The sequence below is a fragment of the Paraburkholderia sp. WS6 genome (genome assembly GCF_030464835.1).
Taxonomy (GTDB): Bacteria; Pseudomonadota; Gammaproteobacteria; order Burkholderiales; family Burkholderiaceae; genus Paraburkholderia; species Paraburkholderia madseniana.
On sequence record NZ_JALQCK010000029.1, the window covers coordinates 101,237 to 120,777 of the forward strand.

Sequence of the window (19,541 nt, forward strand, 5' to 3'; positions counted from 1 at the left end):
TTAGTGAGTCAGTCGAACCATTGCGTCGAGCCAGTGCGCCACGCCACGCTCAATTTGCGCCAAGGCCATTTCGAAGGCCGCGCGTCCTTTGCGGTACGGGTCCAGCACGTCTATGCCCTCATGTTCGCCGAGGCGATAGACCTTGCCCTTCGCGAACGGATAGTTCGTTTCGATCCTCTTGCGCTGTTCCTGTGTCATCGACAGAACAAGTTCTGCCGAGCGCATGTGAAGCAGGTTCAGGTCCACGGCAATATGGCCTTTGATGTCGATCTCACGCTCCGCCATCAATTCGACAGCGAAGGGATCGGCACCGCGTCCGATGACCGCGGCCCAGCCGGCGGACATCACACTGACGCCGGGCAACTGCTTTGTGAGCAGCGCCTGAGCCATCGGACTTCGGCAGATGTTTCCTTCACACACAACAAGGATGCTGTCTATCATTTCGCGACGATCGCCCCAGTCATACCTGCGTTGATCGCTGGCAGCAGCAGATTCAGCACGCGGCTGAAGCGAACCAGACCGTTACCATCCACATACACGACGTCCTTGGGCTGCAACTCGAATTGATTTGCCAGCACCATTGCGACTGGCGAGCGCGCATCGAGATGGAATACCCGCGGCGTCGTGTCGGACGAGCCCCGAATCACATAGAGCTGCGCTGCGTCCGCACTGGCACTATTCACGCTGCCGGCTTGCGATAGCGCATCGCTCAATGTCAGCTTGCCGCTCTTCATGGGAATGGCGGTTACAGGCTTGTTAACCTCGCCCATGACAAATACGCCGTTGTCATCACGCGAAACGACACGCAACAAGTCACCGTTCTTTAGCAGTATTTTTGAAGGATTCTGATCGCTCGATAGCATGCTTGTGAGATTCAACCGATATGACACACCGTCCCGCACGAGGACCATCCGGCTTTGATCGGCTGTCGTACTGAAGTCCCCGGCCCGGTTGACGGCTTCGAACAGGGTCAGCGGAACATCGTTAATCGGAACAGCGCCCGGCGCGCGCACCTCACCGTCCACATACACCTGCTTGGCACGAAACGAAGCCACACGCACCGTCACCTGCGGCCGGACGAACACTTTGCTCAATGCGGTGTACACCGCCTGCTGGCTCTGATCGACACGTAGGCCGGCAACATGAACGTTACCCGCGTATGGCATCTGCACATTACCGTTGCTGTCAATCACGAATCCCTGCGCCGGATCGAAGGGCCGGTTGTTCGTTTGCGTCTGGGCGCCCAGAGCCGCCATCAGTTCAGGGTGATCCCATACGGTGATCTGCAGGACATCGCCCGCCCCCAATGTGTACGGCTCCGGCTTACTCATCAGCTCGCCCAGTTGTACTGCGTTTGCCTGCGCATCCGCCTCGCGCATCCTTTGCGTCAAGGCGACGTTGATATCGGTAATCGGAATCTGCATTTCGGTCGGCGGCACCTCTGAGTTCCCGCTTGCGACCGACAGCGTTGCCGGAGTAGTCATCCGCATACCAGGAGCCACTGCACATGCCGACAACACAGCGCTTGCGGCGACACTCATCAGTAGACGAGTACAGCGGCGATCAGGACGTTCCACTCCGTCTCCACTACACTTTCCAAAAAATCCCATCAGTTATTCCTCGAATTTCGTCCAACTCTTCTTTCACATGGCGATAGCTATTGCCGCTCGGGAATGACGAAAAGCCATTTCCCGGATTCGGCTAATGCGCACTCAGATCTGGAGTCAAGCGCTTTCTCCATGCGGAACACGTGGTCTGTATGCGTACACGCGGGAGGAATCGGCCACGCATCACCTCGCGGGCCGACAAGCCTGAAGGCGCGGTTCACAGCGTCAATTCCGAAACTTATTTATCGCACGAGTGTTTCATCTGGATCGCTAATACGCGTTGCTGCTAACCAGTCCCCTCGCTACCGTTGTCACGACAATCCGCATGTCCAACGCGAACGACCAGTTGCGCAGGTAGTAAAGGTCATGCTCCACGCGCTTCTGCATCTTCTCGACCCGGTCCGTCTCACCGCGGAATCCGTTCACCTGCGCCCAACCTGTAATGCCCGGTTTGATCCGGTAGCGATGGATGTAGCCGTTGATGACTTTCTGATAAAGCTCATCGTGTTCGATCGCGTGCGGACGAGGCCCGACCACCGACATTTCGCCGCGAAGAACGTTGAAAAACTGCGGTAGCTCGTCAAGGCTCGTCCGCCGCAGCAGCGCACCCACGCGAGTGATGCGCGGGTCATCCTTCGTAGCCTGCGTGACCACGCCTGTCTTTTCGGCATGTAGACGCATCGATCGGAATTTGTAGATTTTGAACACGCGGCCATCGGCCCCTTTGCGATACTGCGTGAAAAACACCGGCCCGCGCGATGAACACTTCACGGCAACCGCAATGATCGTCAACAACGGTATCAACGCGAGTAACGCAAGAGCCGCAAATACGCGATCGAATATTTCCTTCTGCACGATTGCGCGTGCTGGCAAAGGCGATGCGACGAGGCTAATCGCCGGCGCTCCGATCAGGTCGATCACACCGCCTTCGAATAACGCCATGCTGCGCACGTCAGGAATGAAGCGGATATTCACGAGGTCGTCACGGAATTCATTGACGAAGCGCAGCATGGTCGACGCTTCCGCCAACGGCAAAGCCAGCCAGATTTCTTGTACGCCGGCGCTCCGAACGTGTTCGGCAAACTTGTGAAAGTCGTCGAACACCGGCACGCCGTTCAGCGCGACACTTCCTCCCGGCCCCACATCAAACACCGCAGATGCACGAAAACCGCTGGAAGGGGACGCCTCGAGCTTGCACACCACTTCCTGGCAATGAGCCCCGACCCCGAGCACTGCAACGTTGCGCAAATTCAGGCCGGCATAACGCACGCTGCGCAGCACGGCATGTAACATCAGTCGCGATACGATCAATGCACCGCCCGTGATCGCGGTCCAATAGGCGAACCACAGGCGCGAGATGAAATCCGTGCGATGCAGCGAAAACATCAGCACCAGTCCGCACGCCTGCACCACCAGCCACGCAATCGAAACCTGCCCGGTCAATCGCAACAACGAACGGCCACGCCACGACTCGTACAAGCCGAAAACCGGAAACGACACCAACGCGAATGCGACGGAAAACGTAATGAACGCCCCGTCTCCCCGACTCTGCCCTAGATCCTCAAAGCGAATATGCGACGCCACCACGGCCCCCGACACGATGAGGACCAAATCGACAAGCCGCGCCAATAACGCCTGTATCCCGAGCATCTCGCGATTCCCCGCCTGAAGTTGGACTGCGTAACATACCGACGCGTCACGCGCGCCCGTATGTGTCATCGAAACGAACGATGTCGTCTTCGCCGAGATACGATCCGGACTGCACTTCGATAAGTTCGAGTGGCAACTTGCCCGGATTCTCCAGACGATGCGTCACACCCAGCGGAATAAACGTCGACTGATTCTCACTGAGCATAAATTCCTCACTGCCGCGAGTGACGAGCGCCGTGCCACTTACCACAATCCAGTGCTCGGCGCGATGGTGATGCAATTGCAATGACAGGCGGCCGCCCGGATTGACGACGATCCGCTTTACCTGAAAGCGCTCACCACGATCGATTGAGTCGTAGTAACCCCATGGGCGCCGTACCTTTCGATGCGCATCGGCCTCGGGAGCTTGCAGCGCTTTCATCCGGCTAACCACACTCTTTACTTCCTGCAAGCGCGAGCGGTCGGCGACCAGCACGGCATCGTCGGTCTCCACAACGACCACGTTGGCCACGCCGACGCAGGCGATGAGACGCCCCTGCGAGTGGGCGAAGCTGGACGTCGTCCCTTCGAACACGACTCGTCCGCGCGCAGCGTTGCCGTCCGCGTCCTTGTCGAGTGCTTCCCATACGGCGTCCCAAGACCCAAGATCCGACCACCCTGCGTCAAGCGATACCACCACGCCTTCCGCGAGTCGTTCGTCCGATCCGAGACGTTCCATCACCGCGTAGTCAATCGAGTCCGACGGGGAAGACTTGAAAGCCTCTACACCAGGACGGAAATACAACCCATCGCAAGTACCTTGCGCGTGGGCTAACAAGCACGCGTCGTGCATCGCCGGCTGTATGATCTTGAGCGTAGCGAGCCATACGCTCGCCCGCACAACGAATATTCCGCTGTTCCACCAGTACTGCCCCGATGCGATGTACCGCGCGGCCAATTCGGCCACGGGTTTTTCGACGAATCGCTCAATACGATGCGCGCCACCGCTAAGGTCAGTACCAAGCTTGATGTAACCAAAGCCCGTATCAGGACGCGTCGGCGGCACGCCCAGTGTCACAATCGCGCCGTGCTGTGCATGCCGAGCCGCCAACGCAATCGTCGACTGGAAGGCATTGAGGTTCTCGATCGAATGATCTGCCGGCATTGCAACAATGATCGCGTCGTCACCATCCGAACATGCCGCCGCAGCGGCGAGTGTCAGCGCGGGTGCCGTGTCGCGTCGCGTCGGTTCAACCACGATGCGTGCGTCGATTCCTCTTGCCCGGAGTTGTTCCGACGTAACGAAGCGGTGATCGTCGCCGCATACGATGATCGGCGTGCTCACCGTACCTCCATCGGCATGGAACCCTTTCATCCGTTGCACAGTTGCTTGTAGTAACGAATCCGGCCCCAGCAAATCAATCAATTGCTTTGGATATTGTTCCCGTGACACGGGCCACAGTCGCGAACCCACTCCTCCCGCAAGTACAACAGGTACGAGTCGCACAGCCGCTGCAGCGGCAACCCGCTCTTCCGTCGGAACTATCTTGATATCACTATCACTATCTTCCGCCTCACTCACCGACGTGTAACCCATACGCACTCCTATTCGACATTCCAACAGGATCAGAAATGTTGCACTTTTAATTTCCCCACACTGTAGGCGGCCTGACGTATCTCCCTCGATCATGGGCCGTACAAAGTTCGCCAAAGTCATGTCCAGCGACACTACAACGTCTGCCCCAAAACAGATGCGAGTTGAATTGAGCGGTGCGGTTTACGACTGGCGCCAGTTGCTGCCACACGCGGCAGTGACGTGGAGTATTAACCTGACATGAGATTCGTACTTCTCGCACCGACCATAAAGATCGCGCATTTTAAAAAGTCCGATGATGTACGTCATTTCTCCACAAAAAACGCTGCTCGCCTTTTCCGAGTGCCGTAATGAATGATCTGCAATAGCTTAAATCTCAAACACTACCGTCACCTCTCATTTTTAAAACGACCGCCTCGGCTTCAGTTGCAGTGCATCATACATAGGCTGCCTTCAGACGTAATGTGACTGACGGAAAACGCCAACATGTTGGCGTTTTAGCCCATTCGCTCCTGACGTGTCTGAATAGGCTATTCACGTGTCTCGCGCATTGTGCTTGGCTCACATACAACAGCCCATTCACGTAGCAATTTAGGGTGAACTGCCACGACCTCGACTGGGCATTCTTTATCCAGAAAGTCTCACTGTTTGACGCCTGCTTGACTCTACTCCGTGGCTGCGTCAATTCCACCGCTACGCTCTTCCAAAGGGGCATCCGAGCCCATACAACGCATCCGAATCCATTCAGTTTCGATGGTCCACAATCTGCACGAATTGAATGGACATTTGCAGGTGCGAAAGCCAGCCCATACACCCTTTGCACACGTTGAAGCGACCTGTGGATTCCAATCCTCGTGCTCCGCTAATCTGATGCTATCAAACCAATTCGCGTCAGCTCTTCAGGTCAATGAGGTGCACCGGGTCAGAAAAATATGAGCAAACTACCGTGGCAAAATGCGCCATGGATTTGGCTGACTCCACCCAATTTTCCGGTCCATTGCCGCCACAACCGACATGATTTCATCCGATACCGAAGGCTGCATTCGAGGCGATCCCCCACGACCGGAACAATTACTGTTCCGAAAGCGTCACTGAGAATTGCGACTGACTGTCTGTAACTTCAAGTGGTTGTTTTTATTGCCTGGGACAGGACGTCCGGCTAACACCGCGCCAGGGAAGCCTTCATTGATGTTGTTAGCAGTCCTCGATTGAAGCTGACGTTGCAGATCTACGAAATAAACATTGACACGATAAAAGACGCAATCCCGACGGGCACGATGAAGATCGTGCATAGCCCCATCCGCATCATCAACTTAGCCCTTGCAGCTTCCCAAGGGCCGCGCGCGCGATGCGGCTGAAACTCAAGAAAGACGACCGGTTGGAAGTGCCGCCTCCCGACCTTCAAAGCAGAAAGCAAGCTGAAGATCAGATAGACAAGCGTCCAGCCGAAACAAAATTTCGAAAGAATCGAAAGAGCGATCGTCATATATTTCGCCACTTGATTTAACAATTGAGACGTCTTGAGCCTATCCTGCAACGCAGCATTTTTCATGACAAACGTTTGGCTTTATCCGTCGTCTTTCGCTCCGCCGGCTGACGTATGTGACCTGCTGGCATGCACCGCTCCGGAACGGTGCGAGTCGGCGATCCAGGCACTGGTCGGAGCAGCACGTCTGGCGTGATCGACTATAGATGGCCGCTTGCTGCACAGCAGTACAGTCGGATTTTTTACGCAAATCTACCAACCATACAACGGGGGTAGCCATGACTGATAGCGAAAGACTTTTGCTAATACTTTCGGTACACCGATCGTCTGATCACCTATCTGCTTACCAGAGTGAGTCGCATGGCTCATCTCGCGAACGAAACTAGACAAGAGTGTTAAACACCCTCCTCGACGAACGATATTTGGCGATGGAAGCCATCTGTGCATCGACACGCCCAGAACAAACGCGGACCGAGCTCACCCAACTACTAAAGGTCGAAGCGGAGAGATTTCATAAGCTCGCGGATACATTTCTTAATCGGTCAACATTGATTTTCGACCGCTCCTAATTTTCCCGAAAAAAAACCGACACATGGTGTCGGTTTAAAAAAGCTTCCGGCTATTCCGAGGATTACTGCCGGAGGCTTGAGAGAAGTGTATTTTCGTCGACGACTGCGACGCTGTTCCGACATAATTTTGTACTCAACCGCCAAATTGGACTGGTAACTGCTGGCCACCAATCGCAGGCGTTCGATATTAAATCGGCAAGATCCCAGCTACTTCAGAACCGCAAGATCCAACAGAACAACCATCAGTCTCTCAAGATGCACCCGATCAGAAGATCCAACGCGCCGCCACAGGTATAGCCTGTAGTGGTCTGCATTGGCCAGAACAACACAACGCAGGCTACAGCCTGTCGCGCTTCGCACGGCGGTCCGAGAAGCGCGATCCCGACGTGATATGGACCGTGCAGGCGTGGTACACCTCCACGACGGCTCGAGATTGATAGTCGAGATGAACGTGATCGACAAATGCATCTGTTAACGTCTTGGTGTCAAATCGAACCTTCGACACTTGCATTACATGCATCGCCAGGGCCTGTGCGCAACTGCCCAGCGCCACACGCTGGAGCAAGTCGATCCTGCCGTTAACGCACATCCACAGATGCGTGCATTGAATCACGTGTTGCGCAGTCAGCCACTTCCCAGTCAGTCGACGTCTGATTAACTGCGACACGACGAGATAGGTCAGTAGATCTGCACGCGTGTGTGTGTCGGAAGAATTTGACCAAGACATTGTTAATCTGGATAGCCAACAGGGTTGGGGATATTACGCACAACGGGTTGTTCTCTTTGTTAAGCGATGGCGCGTAAGATGGCACCTCCGTCAAGTAAGGCAATTTCCGATGACATCCTGAGGCGCTCACGAACTCACGACCAGGCGAACTTCAGTCCAATTCGCCTATTCCCCCACCACCGCCTACCAGTTTCACGTCACGCCATGCTCACCATGGAAGACTACCTGACCCGGGAGATTACTCGCGCACACGACGAAGATCTCCGTCACGACAGGGGATCGCAAGTCCAGGCGCAGACCATCAAAAAACATACGTGCCACAGTCTTTGCGTCGTACCGTTCTCGCGAAGTTTGCTCTATCTGTTCCGCTAAACGTTGCGCACGGCACGCAAGCCCGACGCGCTGAAGCCAGTCAGCTCTGCGACCGCTTAACCGCAGCCAAAGATGTGAATATTCGACAAGTTGCTCGAAATTTAGCCACTGGCTTGTCCTCTGACGCATTACTAGTTGTGAGGCGACCAGATAGGCAAGCAATTCTGTTTGTGCATACAGATCAAAATCAACAAGTCGGTGCTTCATCGTGTGTGGAAATTAGGTTATATCGCAATGCGTAATCGGAAATAAGTGTGGCGTCCCCTCGAGTGAACGTCAAAATAAACCCTGTATACCCCACAGACAGTTGCACCCCTAACGCGTGTAAAGATCAGACCTCCCGCGACGCATAGTCCTACGTTGTGTCTGATCCGATCCGCCAAAACGTTGAAGGATTCCGCCGAATTTAGGTTGCTATTCTTCCGCGATCTTTCACAAGCGGATTTTCTCGGCAACTCGCCACGCAATTGGATAACAAGAAGTTAGAGATTGGAGTGATAGATGGCGTCTCGAACCAATCTTTTGGCGCCATAGACTAAGCCCACTCTTGTATCATCCATGGTCCTGGAGACGGATATTCTTGAGAGATATCTTGCCGAACGCTGCTAAAACCGGCTTGAAATCGTTTCGCATCACGTCGAAGTCAATTTCAATTCCCAATCTTATGCGTTACAGATGACAATTCAGATTAAGCACACGGCAATTCGCGACGTCAAGCTGATCGAACCATGCATCCAATCAGATAAGCGGGGCATTTCGTTTGACAGCTTCGACCAAGAGGAATTCGAGGAACATGTGGCGCGCGGCTATCGATTCGTGCAGGAGCGTCACTTGGTGTCCGCCCACAATGTGCTGTGTGGTCTGCATTATCAGATTCGGCGCCCGCAGGGGAAACTAGTGCGTGTAGTGAACGGTGAGGTGGTCGACGTGGCGGTTGACTTGCGACGCTTGTCGCCCACGTTCGGGCGCTGGACCAGTGCACGGCTATCGGCATCCAACTGCCGTCAGCTATGGATTCCGCCGGGGTTTGCGCATGGTTTCCTCGTGTTGTCGGATGTCGCAGAGGTACTTTGCAAGACAACCGAGCGCGGCTTTGTCGAGCATGAACGCACGTTGCAGTGGGACGATCCCGATATCGCGATTGCCTGGGATCTGGACAAGGCGCCAATCACATCCGCGCGTGATGCGGTGGGTACGAGTTTCAGCGTTGCCGAGGTTTATTGATCGCAATCCCCACTCATGGTCGACATGCATCCGTTGATTCGACTGCATGTCATTCGACCGATGTACCCCACGAATAGTCTTTTATCGCATCTGTCGACGCACCTAAGTAAACGACCGTTTGCTTGCACGGTACTCTGTCGGCGTTACTCCAAGGTATTTACGAAATACTTTCGAAAGCTGTCCGCCACTTCCGATTCCGCATCGCCGCGCGATCTTGTCGACCGGAAGGTCCGTTTCGGAAAGAAGGTGGCAGCACTTGTCAATTCGAACGTATAAGAGGTAGTCGGACGGTGTCACACCCATTTCCATCTTGAAGCGGCGCAAGAAATTCCGCTCACTCATCGCGACGAATTGCGCCGCTTCTTCAATCGTGATCGTTCTTCCGCAGTTCATGTCCAACCATCGTGCCGACGACTGTATCTTTTCGCTCACAGCTCCGAACGCGTTCTTCTTTGGAACGGAGGTAAACTGTTCGTCATAGCGCAACCTTAGAGAGCCGGAGATCTCCCGCGCGATTTCCGTGCCGAGATCCTCTTCAATCAGCGCTAGTGCAGCTCGCAGCGGAGTGCTTGATCGCTGGGAAGTAGACACTTTCAGTCCGTTCCACGCGACCTCATGAGCACCTTCGCCACGGCGAAATTTGCGGGAAATATTCGATGAATCAGCGACGTTCAGTAGCAAGCGTCTTTCGGAAATTGGAAAAATCCGTTCGCTGCGCAAGTCGAGTTGGCTCAGCCAGGCAATCAGGTGTTCTTCACTCAGCATGCTGTGGACGCCTGCACCTCCGGCGATAAAGAGCGCATGAAAATCGTCGGCATGACCACGTGATTTGATACTGTCGGTCCAAACAAACACCGATGACGAACTCGCTATCCTGCCACCGCTGACCGACACGAGATGAACGTCGTAGCGAGGCCCATCTATGCGCAAGGACATGCAGAGCGCATTGGCTGACTGGAAAATCTCCACTACCGTGGCTGCCTCTGGTAGCGAGAAACCGTCGAACAGTGCCATGCCTATACGTCTTACGGAGCGAACGTCATGGAATACCTGAGACTGAGTCGCATCACGACTACTGCGGGCAAAAAAAACTGCCATCCAGCCATCCCCCCCGGAAGATAAGTGGCCTCCTACGGCTACATTTGAGCCGTTTTGACTGTCTGGACAATCGTACACAAGCGGCACGCATAAGATCGCTGGATGGCCGAATAGGATAATACGTTGGCGGTCACGGACCGATTGCAGCATTCAGGCAGAAGCTTCAGCGGCGGATGTCCGGTTCGCGATTATTCGATCATCTTCCATTACATTATTCGGCATCCTATATAAATTAAATAATGATGTTGATCTTCTTGCAAATGCCACGAATCGCAGATGGCCGAATGTCGCGTTCTTTGGCTTCAATATTTTGACGAATTCTGCCGCCCTCGCATCGGCGGGCGTTTCGAGGCGTCGGAGAGATCGTTTTCGCCAACGCAATTGGTGGTGTTTTTTTGATTCAGCTAGATGGCAGGGCGCTCGCGAAGAGCCTGCTGAGCGGCTATTGCGCGTCTCGCTGTAGATCGCGCGAAATGCGCGTCGCCTAGCTGTGGCGGGCAACACGTCAAGTCCGCGCTGAACCATATTGCTTTAACGGCAAACGCTGACAATCCGGCTCAGTATTCACATGCTGTGCAACACAGCATGTGAATATGCTTTACACGAGGCGCGGCGAACTCACATCGGCAGGAGAGACAGATGCTGCTCCAGGTAAGCACGAAACTCGACGCGTACTTCGGGATGCCGCAGTGCAAATTCCACCCCCGCCTTCAGATAGCCGAGCTTGCTGCCGCAGTCAAAGCGCGTGCCATCATACTTGTATGCAAGTACCTGTTCATCGGCTAGCAGCGACTGGATCGCATCCGTCAACTGGAGTTCGCCGCCCGCGCCCGGCGCGATTGCGCGAAGATGTTTGAAAATTCGCGGCTTCAGCACGTATCGACCCACCACACCCAGGTTCGAAGGTGCCATACTCGGCTCAGGCTTTTCAACGATGCCCGCCATTTTGATAATTGAATCCCCCCATTCCTTGCCGTCGATGATCCCGTACGACTTAGTATCCTGCGCCGAGATTTCCTCAACACCGATCACCGAGCTATGATAATGATCGAACACCTCGATCATCTGCGTCATGACAGGGGGGGTGCCGTATAGCAAGTCGTCCGCGAGAATTACGGCGAACGGGTTATCACCCACCAGCTTCTCAGCGCACAGCACAGCGTGCCCGAGGCCGAGCGCCTCCGACTGACGCACGTAAAAACAGTCAACATGACTCGGTTTGATGCTGCGCACCAACTCCAGCAACTTGTTCTTACCGCGCGCTTCCAGTTCAGCCTCGACTTCATACGACTTATCGAAATGGTCTTCGATGGCACGCTTGCTGCGGCCCGTGACGAAGATCATTTCGGTGATGCCTGCTGCCATGGCCTCCTCCACCGCATATTGAATCAGCGGTTTATCGACGATCGGCAGCATTTCCTTTGGGCTAGCCTTCGTAGCAGGGAGAAATCGGGTGCCAAGACCAGCTACCGGAAACACTGCTTTTGTAACTTTTAACATAAAAGACTCGGAATATGATTGCTATGGCCGATCCATGGTCGGACCACCTCTGCCCCACATCGATAGCCGCGGAAAACCTGCGCCCTCGGCAGCGACGCGCAGAGGCAAAGTGCGCGAAGGGCGGCGCTTTAGGCTGCCATCAGTAGTTCGGTGACGACCGCTGCGATTCAAACGGCTCGTTGTCGCCCACCCAGGTACCGAAACGACTAGGCGGAAGCATAAGGCCTCAGTTGGCCATTGTTCAAAAAACCATCGATCGAAGAGGAAGCAGATTGCGATTGATTAATCTCCATGCAGCACGGTGACCAGGCGTGATATCGGCAATTCGAGTACCTAAAACTACCAGCAATAAATAGCAATTAAATAGCGAGAAAGAATAGCTGCGCTTTGACAATTAACGATTCGACCGGCTTCCAACCCGATGGTAATTAGCAAGGCGAACAATGTCCGAAATGCACCCACCGCTATTGGCCACTCAAGCCCGCTTGCTCGCGCGATACTCGGTAGGTGTCGTCGCAAGATGCTTGCGGAAGAGTTTCGCGAGCCGACCGCCACATCCAATGCCACAATGACGCGCCACCTTGTCGACTGGCAGGGCGGTTTCAACAAGCAGGCGACAGCTCATATCAAGCCGCACGTACAGCAAATAGTCAGACGGCGTCACACCCATTTCGATCTTGAAACGCCTGAGGAAATTGCGCTCGCTCATGCCGGCGATCTGCGCGGCGGCGTCAATCGAGATCGAACGGTGACCGTTCGCCTCCAGCCATTTTGCCGACGCCTTGATATTCTCGCTCACGCCTACCGAAACATTCTTGCGCACAATTGCAGTAAACCGGGTATCCGGAGATGGTGCGACCCAGTCAGCGATCTGACGCGCAATTTCGCTACCGAAATCTTCCTCGACCACTGCGATGGCTGTTTGCAACGGGCCGGCGGCGACGCTCGAAGGTCCATTGGCGGCGCCGATCTGCATCATTTCGCAAGCGTGTTTGCCGTAGCGCCTAACACCGGTGGCCTGCCCGAATCCGGCGACGTCTAGCAGCAATTGTCCTTCGCCGATCGGGAATACCAAGTCGCTGCGCGGATGCGTCCGACGCAGCCAGGCAATCAGGCGTTCATCGTGTAGCGCATCGTTCACCCCTACGCCGCCAGCAATGAACAAAGCGTGAAAGCGCTCTGCGTCGCGCCGCGCCTCGATGCCTTCGGTCCAGACGAATACCGATGAAGAACTGACGATCCTGCCTCCCGCCACCGACAACAGGCTAACGTCGTAACGCATTCCGTCGCGCCGTTCGCCCTCAGTGAGCGCATTCACCGACTGGAATACCTCCACGACCGCTGCAGCCTCCGGAAGGGCAAAGCCGCCAAACAGAACTATGCCAATACGCCTCACGATGCCAGCCTCAGGCGAAACGTGGGGCGGCATTGCGCTGGTGCGGCAAAGGACTGAAGGACACTCCATCTGATTTTCCCCGGAAATTAGTTGCCTGTTCCAGCTTGCTTTGAGCCGGATTAATTGTTGAGTCTGATCGTACATAAGGATGGTTTGCGACGTATTTTTCTGGCCGAATCGAACAACATATTGGCGGCCACGATCAATTCATTAGCCGCCACACGAGGCCCAACATTCCGCCATGAGAAATTGCCGGTTTTAATGAAAAAGCATTTCAAAAGACATCGCACAAAAACAGTCGATTAGCATATTCATATTAAATATCTTTAAATTCCCAGCACACGTATGGTCGTCATCATCGAAGTCCATAAAAGTGCTACTCGCGAGTCGCGCACGGAGGCGGGCCTTCCTCGCAAGCGATCATTCCAACAAGCCGGAGCGGAAATGTGCTGCGGCCACCTGTAGTCGGTCTGCTCAAGAGCGTGTGTGGTTTCCGAGTACTGAAATGATCGATGTGCCAGTGAGTCGTTCGCTGTGCTGTACGGCAAAGTAAGTACTGGTATGCTTGGCAACAAACACTAGCGCGTTCCGAGCGGGCTAGTGGCTCAAATTAAAGTTCAGCCGCACGGGGCGGATCAATACTGGACGAAAATCAACACCGAGCCCTGCATTGAACGACGACCCGCAACACACAGCAATACCGCTAAGCCGCCTGTTGTTGCCGCCGGAGCCGCCAACGCTTGCTCCGGGCATCGTGCACAGCAATTTCAGCGTTCAAGGCGACGCCCGTCAAAGCTTCCTGGCCTGGCAGGAGCGTATGAGTTCCGTCTACGACATCCAGCCTTCGTCAAAGCAGGCTGAGGACACGTTCGATTCATCGCTGTCCCGTTACACGATCGACAATCTGAGCCTCTTCGACTTCCGCACCGCGCCGAACCTGGCCGTGCGATCGTTGGGTCGAGTTTCGACCGAGAGCATTCGCGACATCACCTTCAGCGTGTTCCTTGAAGGGCCACCGTCGCAGTTCGTGGGCGGCAAGCCACAACTCGATGCGCCGCATATACCGCAAGTGCCAAGTATCCTCGCGCTGGACATGGATCAGCCGTGCACAATCCGGAGTTTTCATGGTCGGCTACTGCTCCTTTTTGTGCCGCGCGCGCTGGTGGAAAAATCGTTCCCCGATGCCGCCTCGCTGCATGGCCGTTGGGTCCACGCCACCACGCCTTTGACGCGCCTACTCATTGAGCATCTGGTGGCGCTCAAGCGGCAAATCGTCGGACTGAGCAAGGAGGAAGCGCATCACTCCTTTCTCACTGCGGTAGAACTACTCGTCGCCGCTTTCAGCCGTCAAGCGGGTCTCTCCGGCAACAGCCGCGCGGCGGTACGCGCCGCAGTCTATGGACAAGTGCGGCGGTATGTCGAGACTCATCTGCACGATCCGGATTTGTCGCCTGACAGCGTGTTGGCATCGCTGCATCTCTCGCGCGCCAGCGTGTATCGCATCTTTGAGCATGAAGGTGGCCTGGCCGCTTATATCCGGAGCCGCAGGCTGCGAATGGCGGCCGATGAACTGGTGCGCTTTCCGCATATGGAGGTACAGGACATTGCCGCGGGCTTGGGTTTCAATGATGCGTCGAGCTTTACGCGTGCATTCCGTCGCGCCTTCGACATCGCGCCACGGGATTTACACGAGTACGCGCCGTTGCTCCAGCGCGAAAATGCGAGCCGGGAGCGCTTCACCTAGACAGATAATGTCGCATCGATTGGATCGTTAGCTGCGATCGGGGGCGCGCAATGCAACGAAGTCTGCGGCAGGCAAGTTACGACGGGATATCCACATGACGCATAGGGCGTCGCGCATCATGCTCGCTGCTGATCTATGCGCTCTCGTCGTGGCGACGGGGGTGATCGTGGTAGGGCTCAGAAACCCTGCGTGCTTTAGCCGAGACGAGCGAGCGTGCCCAACCGATACGATGGGTCAGGCTGGTATTGATATGCGGCCATGAAACAAGCTGCCGTTGGCGCCCGAATGAAATGCACCGCCATGTGCGGCAGACCTCGCACCGGGCCTCGAAGATCGGTCAAGTCGGCGAGCACTGCTACCGCGCTGACGCAATTGAAAATCAGCCGTGCCCCGATTCGATCGACTACAGCTTGCTCGCGCGATCCTGAGACATGGGCCTGGTTGAAAAGACTTTGGAAGAAGGATCGCTACGACGCCCCAAAAGCGTGAATGTGCGCAAGCGACTGCGCGCTGCCGAGCGGCTTCTCGAGGCAGATGTTTGCGCCACTCTTCAGCCCCGCGGCGATCACTTGGTGCGACGTGCACGACGTCACGAACAGGACAACGGGGATCACGGATCCATATCTGCACAGACAGCGCAATGTATCGTATCGGAGCGCATCCGGCGCCACCCAATCGAGCATCACCAGATCGACCGGCACCTGGTTGAGCAGCCCGTGCAATGTTTTGTCGCATAGCGCGCCAAAACAGAGATGCCCAGCGGATGACAGGATTTCGAGCGCACAGTCAAGTGCCGTGGCATCGGATTCTAGGATGGCGATTCTCATGTGAACAGGTGCGCTTGCGGAGTGCAGCGACGAGAGTGGTCGGTGGTGAGCAGGTCGGCGAATTGATAGGCAATGCCTGTATGGGCGAATGCACTTCGACGGCCGAGTCTACGCGAAAGCACTCGACAAAATTGTCAAGAAATGTCAGAAGCAAGAAAGGGGGCTGTGATGCGTCGCGCTGGTTTGGCGACAGTCAATCGTCATTGTTCGACACCCTCGACTTTTTACCGAGCCGTAGTATCGACAGCGCACCGCACGCATCACCCCATCGCATCCTAGAACCGTCGTTTGAAGCCCGGACGTGGATTTTCTATAATTAGGGCACGATCGACCCTTGGTCACGATGCTGTTGAAGTCATTTCGCCACCGCCATTTGTACGAATTCCGTGGCCCGGTCATGCCACGCCACGCTCTGCACCTGTAATGGCCAAAGCCGATCCGCCATGCTTAAAGCGTTCTGCATCCGCCCCTCATAGCCGCCCGGGAAGTCCGATCGCGCGATCCCTTCGCGAGGACACTTCTCGCGCCTTTAATAGTCGGAAAATAAATCGTCGCCTGACTGTTCCCTAGCTGGCCTGACTGATTCCACCGTCATGAATCTCTATGAGATCACCACACCGACGACGAATGTCGCGATACCCAAAGGCAATGCCAAGGCCGCGCATAGCGCCATTCGCTGCAACAAGCTGGCCTTGGCGATCTCCCTTGTGCCACGCGCACGATACGGCTGAAACTCAAGAAAGACGAGTCGCTGACTATGCCGTGTACCGACCGATATGGAGGAATGGAAACTGAAAATCAGATAAACAATGATCCAGACGAAACAAAGTCTCGAGAGAATCGAAAGAGCGATTACCATGCGAATCTGCGTCCTGTGTACCGTCCGGCAGTACGAACGGAGTTTAATCTGGATTTGTAGAGTTTATGTTTCGACGCAGAATGTTGATCGCCAATGTTGTGGCGTTATCCGCCGAGGAGACGAGCTAGGCAGACAAGATAGATCTCGGCTACGGCTGGAGATCGGCGGCCGAGGCGCCAGTAGACAGCTATCGCGCAGTTGCTCGCCGCGCTGCCGACGATCAAATGAACCAGTACTTGGAAAAGCGCTGTGCAGAGGCCCATAGGAAGCGCGCGCAGACGCCGGGTGAGTACCGTTCGATCAAAGATTGAAAGGGCGCGTGGTGTCCGTAGGGGATCCCAGACACCAGCAGAAGTGAGGCAGCAGCAACAGTGTGCGCTTCTTCAAACACGCGAGCAGCACCAATGAGAGCGCCACTCGCGAGACCCAGAGCTATGCCGATGGAGACGTGCCCGGTACGGCGGAGAAACAACGCGATGTAAGTCGCCCATACCGCTGACGAGAGCATTGTGCGCCCGCTAAACAACGCGGAATCCTATTTCGCTAGTCTCAATGCCGCAGCCGGCGTACAGGATTTTCGTTGCTCCGACGATCGCCATCCCCGCAGACAGAAGAAACGGCCAGCAGGCTGCCGCGTGTCGATTCGATGAGGCGATCCAAATTGCGCAGGCCAGTGCCAGCGGAAGAGTAACGGCAGCGTCGCCGAAGTTGCTGACCGCATTCCACATTTCGTGCACATGTCCGATTGAATGTGTCACAGATTAGCAGATGGCGCGATGTTCGATTAATGCAAACTCGCCGTATCAAACTCGATCGACCTGACCGGCAATCGCCCGCTTAGCGGTAGAAATGGAGTTTCCACACACTCTGGACCAGTTTCGGACTTGAAACAGCGACGAGTGCTGCCGCGACGCGTTCGGGCGTAGATGGAGGATACTTGCGTAGCAGCAAGCCAACGCATCCAGCCAGGATTCTGCACATGAAGACGCTTTCTCTACTGACTCTTTGCGCTGCGTTGTTCTCGTTCGGCGGCGCGGCGTATGCGCAAGTCGACCAATCGGAGCCTCAGCTTCTGATCAAGACCGCGACGCAACAGGTACTCGACGAGGTGCGCGCCCGAGCGATCGCGCCAGACGATATTCCCCGCATCATGGATATCGTAAACCGGGACATTCTTCCCTACACCGATTTTCGCCGCACCACGTCACTGGCGATGGGCCGTTACTGGCGGACGACTACGCCCGCGCAGCAGCAGCAACTCGTCGAACAGTTCAAGATGCTCCTGATTCACACATATTCGGGTGCTATCGGTCAGCTCCGTCCAGACCAGCGGATCGACTACCCGCCGATACACATCGCTCCAACCGATACGGACGTGGTGGTGCGCACGATTGCAACCAGGAACGGTGAACCAGCAGAAATCGATTACCGGCTGTACCGCACGCCGCAGGGCTGGCGGTTGTATGACCTGAATGTACTCGGCGTCTGGCTAATCCAGACATATCGGCAGCAGTTCAGTGACAAGATCCAGGAAAGCGGCGTTGATGGTTTGATCAAGTTTCTCGCTGAGCGCAACCAGCAGCTCGCTTCGGGCAAGCAATAAGCGACCGCTGGGTATGATGGCGACGGACGCTTACAGCAGAATGTCGGTCGCGCAATGGACGTTTCGCGGACGTGCCCGAAAGTGGCTTGAGCGGCGCCCGCGAGAGTATGGAGCCGGCGGAAATTCCCACGGGCTGTGAAAGGTCTGGACCCGGCCAGTAGCTGTCGTTGGCTGGGTCGGTGATGTCGCCATTCGAGCGACGGTTCGGCTCATGAAGCGGCCATTAACTTGGCTTCGTTCCGCGTGGCGGTATTGGGTCGAGGGTGTGTGAAAACCCACGTCAAGCGGGCCGATCGAAAAACTCGACCTTCAGATCGCGCTGTGTTGGCTTGGTGACGACTCGGGAAGGGTGAAGCGACACCGGGCCAATATCGAGCAGAGCACGGTCTTCACTCAGCCATGCAAGTGCTTTCCCCGGCAACGGCGTCGCCGTTGAGAACATAACATTCTTGTTCTCAAGGCGCGCCAGTGCAGTCAAAGGATGCGGTTGGACTCAAACATTAATGTCCTTCTTCTTCCACTGTCAAATTGTTCTTGACCGACGTAACTCCAGGAACACTCTCAGCAACTTTCCCTGCGAGATCTATCTGCGCCTGATCTGGAACCATTCCTACAAGCGTAATCTTGCCGCTACGAGCGATGGCGTGAAGATCAGGCGTCTCCAAGCCCTTTTGCTTGTACAGCGCCGTCTGAACTCGCTTCGCCAACTCCCTATTTGCTGCTCTAATCGACGAACGAGAGGGAGCTGTTGCTGAAGTTGCCGCAGCCGTCTCTTGTGCATTAACAACGGGCACGATCGCAACAATGGCGCTGACGGCGATCGCTGTGGCAACGTAGGTCTTCATGGATTTCATCTCTTCTCCTTCAGGTGGGTAGCAAAACTGGGTGGGAGAGACTCGAAAAGATCGCTGGTCAATCAAAGTGCGGCGAAAAATGAGCACCCCGACGTTGATGACCAGCGGCCACGACGTTCGGCAATTGAATTGTAGACTTTTCCTCGTCGGATGCGCACTTCAAGCGCGTCTAGAACCGCTGGAGGGTCCTTTCCGCCGGACCTTCGACTAGTGGGTCAGGGCCAACCCTTTGTGTGAATGAGGGTAAGGGAACCCGATGACTCGTCGTTCGGCGTGCCTAGGCGCACGGCCGCTGTCAATTGGAAGCCGCCGTTGACTTCGGACGGACTCGAAGGGCCGTTGAGGGCCTCCGGTCCTTGGCGTTTTCGGAGTCTGGTTTTCGATTCACAACGCCCGACAGATCCTATGAGCAGGGGACGTCGACGAACTGATACGTAAAATCAGCGTGTCGA

13 protein-coding genes and 1 pseudogene are annotated in these 19,541 nt (G+C 55.5%); 3 read left to right on the top strand and 11 right to left on the bottom strand.

Annotated features, from left to right (window positions below):
- The 5 genes from M0D64_RS29260 to M0D64_RS29280 all read right to left on the bottom strand — a co-directional run bounded on the left by M0D64_RS29260 (position 1) and on the right by M0D64_RS29280 (position 6,316).
- Positions 1 to 441, bottom strand: coding sequence for a low molecular weight protein-tyrosine-phosphatase (locus M0D64_RS29260; protein ID WP_266260313.1), 441 nt, complete (start codon positions 439 to 441; stop codon positions 1 to 3).
- The gene (locus M0D64_RS29265; RefSeq protein ID WP_308102516.1) at positions 438 to 1,484 is read right to left on the bottom strand and encodes a polysaccharide biosynthesis/export family protein; all 1,047 of its coding nucleotides are present in this window, start codon (positions 1,482 to 1,484) and stop codon (positions 438 to 440) included. Before M0D64_RS29265 ends, M0D64_RS29260 begins: the two co-directional genes overlap by 4 nt.
- Before the next feature lie 393 nt (positions 1,485 to 1,877).
- Positions 1,878 to 3,257, bottom strand: a complete 1,380-nt coding sequence (locus tag M0D64_RS29270; protein ID WP_266260314.1) for an undecaprenyl-phosphate glucose phosphotransferase — start codon at positions 3,255 to 3,257, stop codon at positions 1,878 to 1,880.
- 46 nt (positions 3,258 to 3,303) lie between these two features.
- The gene (locus M0D64_RS29275) at positions 3,304 to 4,833 is read right to left on the bottom strand and encodes a mannose-1-phosphate guanylyltransferase/mannose-6-phosphate isomerase (RefSeq protein WP_266260315.1); all 1,530 of its coding nucleotides are present in this window, start codon (positions 4,831 to 4,833) and stop codon (positions 3,304 to 3,306) included.
- 1,225 nt (positions 4,834 to 6,058) lie between these two features.
- Positions 6,059 to 6,316, bottom strand: coding sequence for a hypothetical protein (locus M0D64_RS29280; protein ID WP_266260317.1), 258 nt, complete (start codon positions 6,314 to 6,316; stop codon positions 6,059 to 6,061).
- A 2,343-nt stretch (positions 6,317 to 8,659) separates the two neighbouring features.
- On the opposite strand from M0D64_RS29280, the gene rfbC reads away from it, so the two are divergent.
- On the top strand, positions 8,660 to 9,208 hold the full coding sequence (rfbC, locus tag M0D64_RS29285; RefSeq protein WP_171925590.1) for a dTDP-4-dehydrorhamnose 3,5-epimerase: 549 nt from the start codon (positions 8,660 to 8,662) through the stop codon (positions 9,206 to 9,208).
- Positions 9,209 to 9,310: 102 nt separating this feature from the next.
- On the opposite strand, the gene M0D64_RS29290 is transcribed toward rfbC, so the two are convergent.
- The 3 genes from M0D64_RS29290 to M0D64_RS29300 form a co-directional block, all read right to left on the bottom strand.
- Complete coding sequence (locus M0D64_RS29290; protein ID WP_266260318.1) at positions 9,311 to 10,222, bottom strand: GlxA family transcriptional regulator; 912 nt, start codon at positions 10,220 to 10,222, stop codon at positions 9,311 to 9,313.
- A gap of 702 nt (positions 10,223 to 10,924) precedes the next feature.
- Entirely contained in the window at positions 10,925 to 11,806 is an 882-nt protein-coding gene (galU, locus tag M0D64_RS29295; protein ID WP_266260319.1) for a UTP--glucose-1-phosphate uridylyltransferase GalU, read from the bottom strand.
- A 475-nt stretch (positions 11,807 to 12,281) separates the two neighbouring features.
- Positions 12,282 to 13,235, bottom strand: a complete 954-nt coding sequence (locus tag M0D64_RS29300; RefSeq protein ID WP_266260320.1) for a GlxA family transcriptional regulator — start codon at positions 13,233 to 13,235, stop codon at positions 12,282 to 12,284.
- Positions 13,236 to 14,019: 784 nt separating this feature from the next.
- Between M0D64_RS29300 and M0D64_RS29305 the strand changes: the two genes are divergently transcribed.
- A complete protein-coding gene (locus M0D64_RS29305) occupies positions 14,020 to 14,946 on the top strand; it encodes a helix-turn-helix domain-containing protein (RefSeq protein ID WP_266260321.1) in 927 nt (308 codons plus the stop codon).
- A 467-nt stretch (positions 14,947 to 15,413) separates the two neighbouring features.
- On the opposite strand, the gene M0D64_RS29310 is transcribed toward M0D64_RS29305, so the two are convergent.
- Together M0D64_RS29310 and M0D64_RS29315 are read right to left on the bottom strand one after the other, a co-directional pair.
- Complete coding sequence (locus M0D64_RS29310; protein WP_266260322.1) at positions 15,414 to 15,773, bottom strand: hypothetical protein; 360 nt, start codon at positions 15,771 to 15,773, stop codon at positions 15,414 to 15,416.
- A 1,079-nt stretch (positions 15,774 to 16,852) separates the two neighbouring features.
- A pseudogene (locus M0D64_RS29315) lies at positions 16,853 to 17,360 on the bottom strand (phosphoesterase).
- Positions 17,361 to 17,611: 251 nt separating this feature from the next.
- Here M0D64_RS29315 and M0D64_RS29320 point away from each other — a divergent pair.
- Positions 17,612 to 18,235, top strand: coding sequence for a phospholipid-binding protein MlaC (locus M0D64_RS29320; protein WP_171925586.1), 624 nt, complete (start codon positions 17,612 to 17,614; stop codon positions 18,233 to 18,235).
- 500 nt (positions 18,236 to 18,735) lie between these two features.
- Here the strand turns inward: M0D64_RS29320 and M0D64_RS29325 are convergent, their stop codons facing one another.
- On the bottom strand, positions 18,736 to 19,089 hold the full coding sequence (locus M0D64_RS29325) for a BON domain-containing protein (RefSeq protein WP_266240874.1): 354 nt from the start codon (positions 19,087 to 19,089) through the stop codon (positions 18,736 to 18,738).
- Between the last annotated feature and the right edge of the window lie 452 nt (positions 19,090 to 19,541).

Bases quoted from the DNA above. Each gene is read 5' to 3' on its own strand.
- M0D64_RS29260 (WP_266260313.1), bottom strand. From the start codon at position 441: ATGATAGACAGCATCCTTGTTGTGTGTGAAGGAAACATCTGCCGAAGT.
- M0D64_RS29265 (WP_308102516.1), bottom strand. From the start codon at position 1,484: ATGACTACTCCGGCAACGCTGTCGGTCGCAAGCGGGAACTCAGAGGTG.
- M0D64_RS29270 (WP_266260314.1), bottom strand. From the start codon at position 3,257: ATGCTCGGGATACAGGCGTTATTGGCGCGGCTTGTCGATTTGGTCCTC.
- M0D64_RS29275 (WP_266260315.1), bottom strand. From the start codon at position 4,833: ATGGGTTACACGTCGGTGAGTGAGGCGGAAGATAGTGATAGTGATATC.
- M0D64_RS29280 (WP_266260317.1), bottom strand. From the start codon at position 6,316: ATGACGATCGCTCTTTCGATTCTTTCGAAATTTTGTTTCGGCTGGACG.
- rfbC (WP_171925590.1), top strand. From the start codon at position 8,660: ATGACAATTCAGATTAAGCACACGGCAATTCGCGACGTCAAGCTGATC.
- M0D64_RS29290 (WP_266260318.1), bottom strand. From the start codon at position 10,222: ATGGCACTGTTCGACGGTTTCTCGCTACCAGAGGCAGCCACGGTAGTG.
- galU (WP_266260319.1), bottom strand. From the start codon at position 11,806: ATGTTAAAAGTTACAAAAGCAGTGTTTCCGGTAGCTGGTCTTGGCACC.
- M0D64_RS29300 (WP_266260320.1), bottom strand. From the start codon at position 13,235: ATGCCGCCCCACGTTTCGCCTGAGGCTGGCATCGTGAGGCGTATTGGC.
- M0D64_RS29305 (WP_266260321.1), top strand. From the start codon at position 14,020: ATGAGTTCCGTCTACGACATCCAGCCTTCGTCAAAGCAGGCTGAGGAC.
- M0D64_RS29310 (WP_266260322.1), bottom strand. From the start codon at position 15,773: ATGAGAATCGCCATCCTAGAATCCGATGCCACGGCACTTGACTGTGCG.
- M0D64_RS29320 (WP_171925586.1), top strand. From the start codon at position 17,612: ATGAAGACGCTTTCTCTACTGACTCTTTGCGCTGCGTTGTTCTCGTTC.
- M0D64_RS29325 (WP_266240874.1), bottom strand. From the start codon at position 19,089: ATGAAATCCATGAAGACCTACGTTGCCACAGCGATCGCCGTCAGCGCC.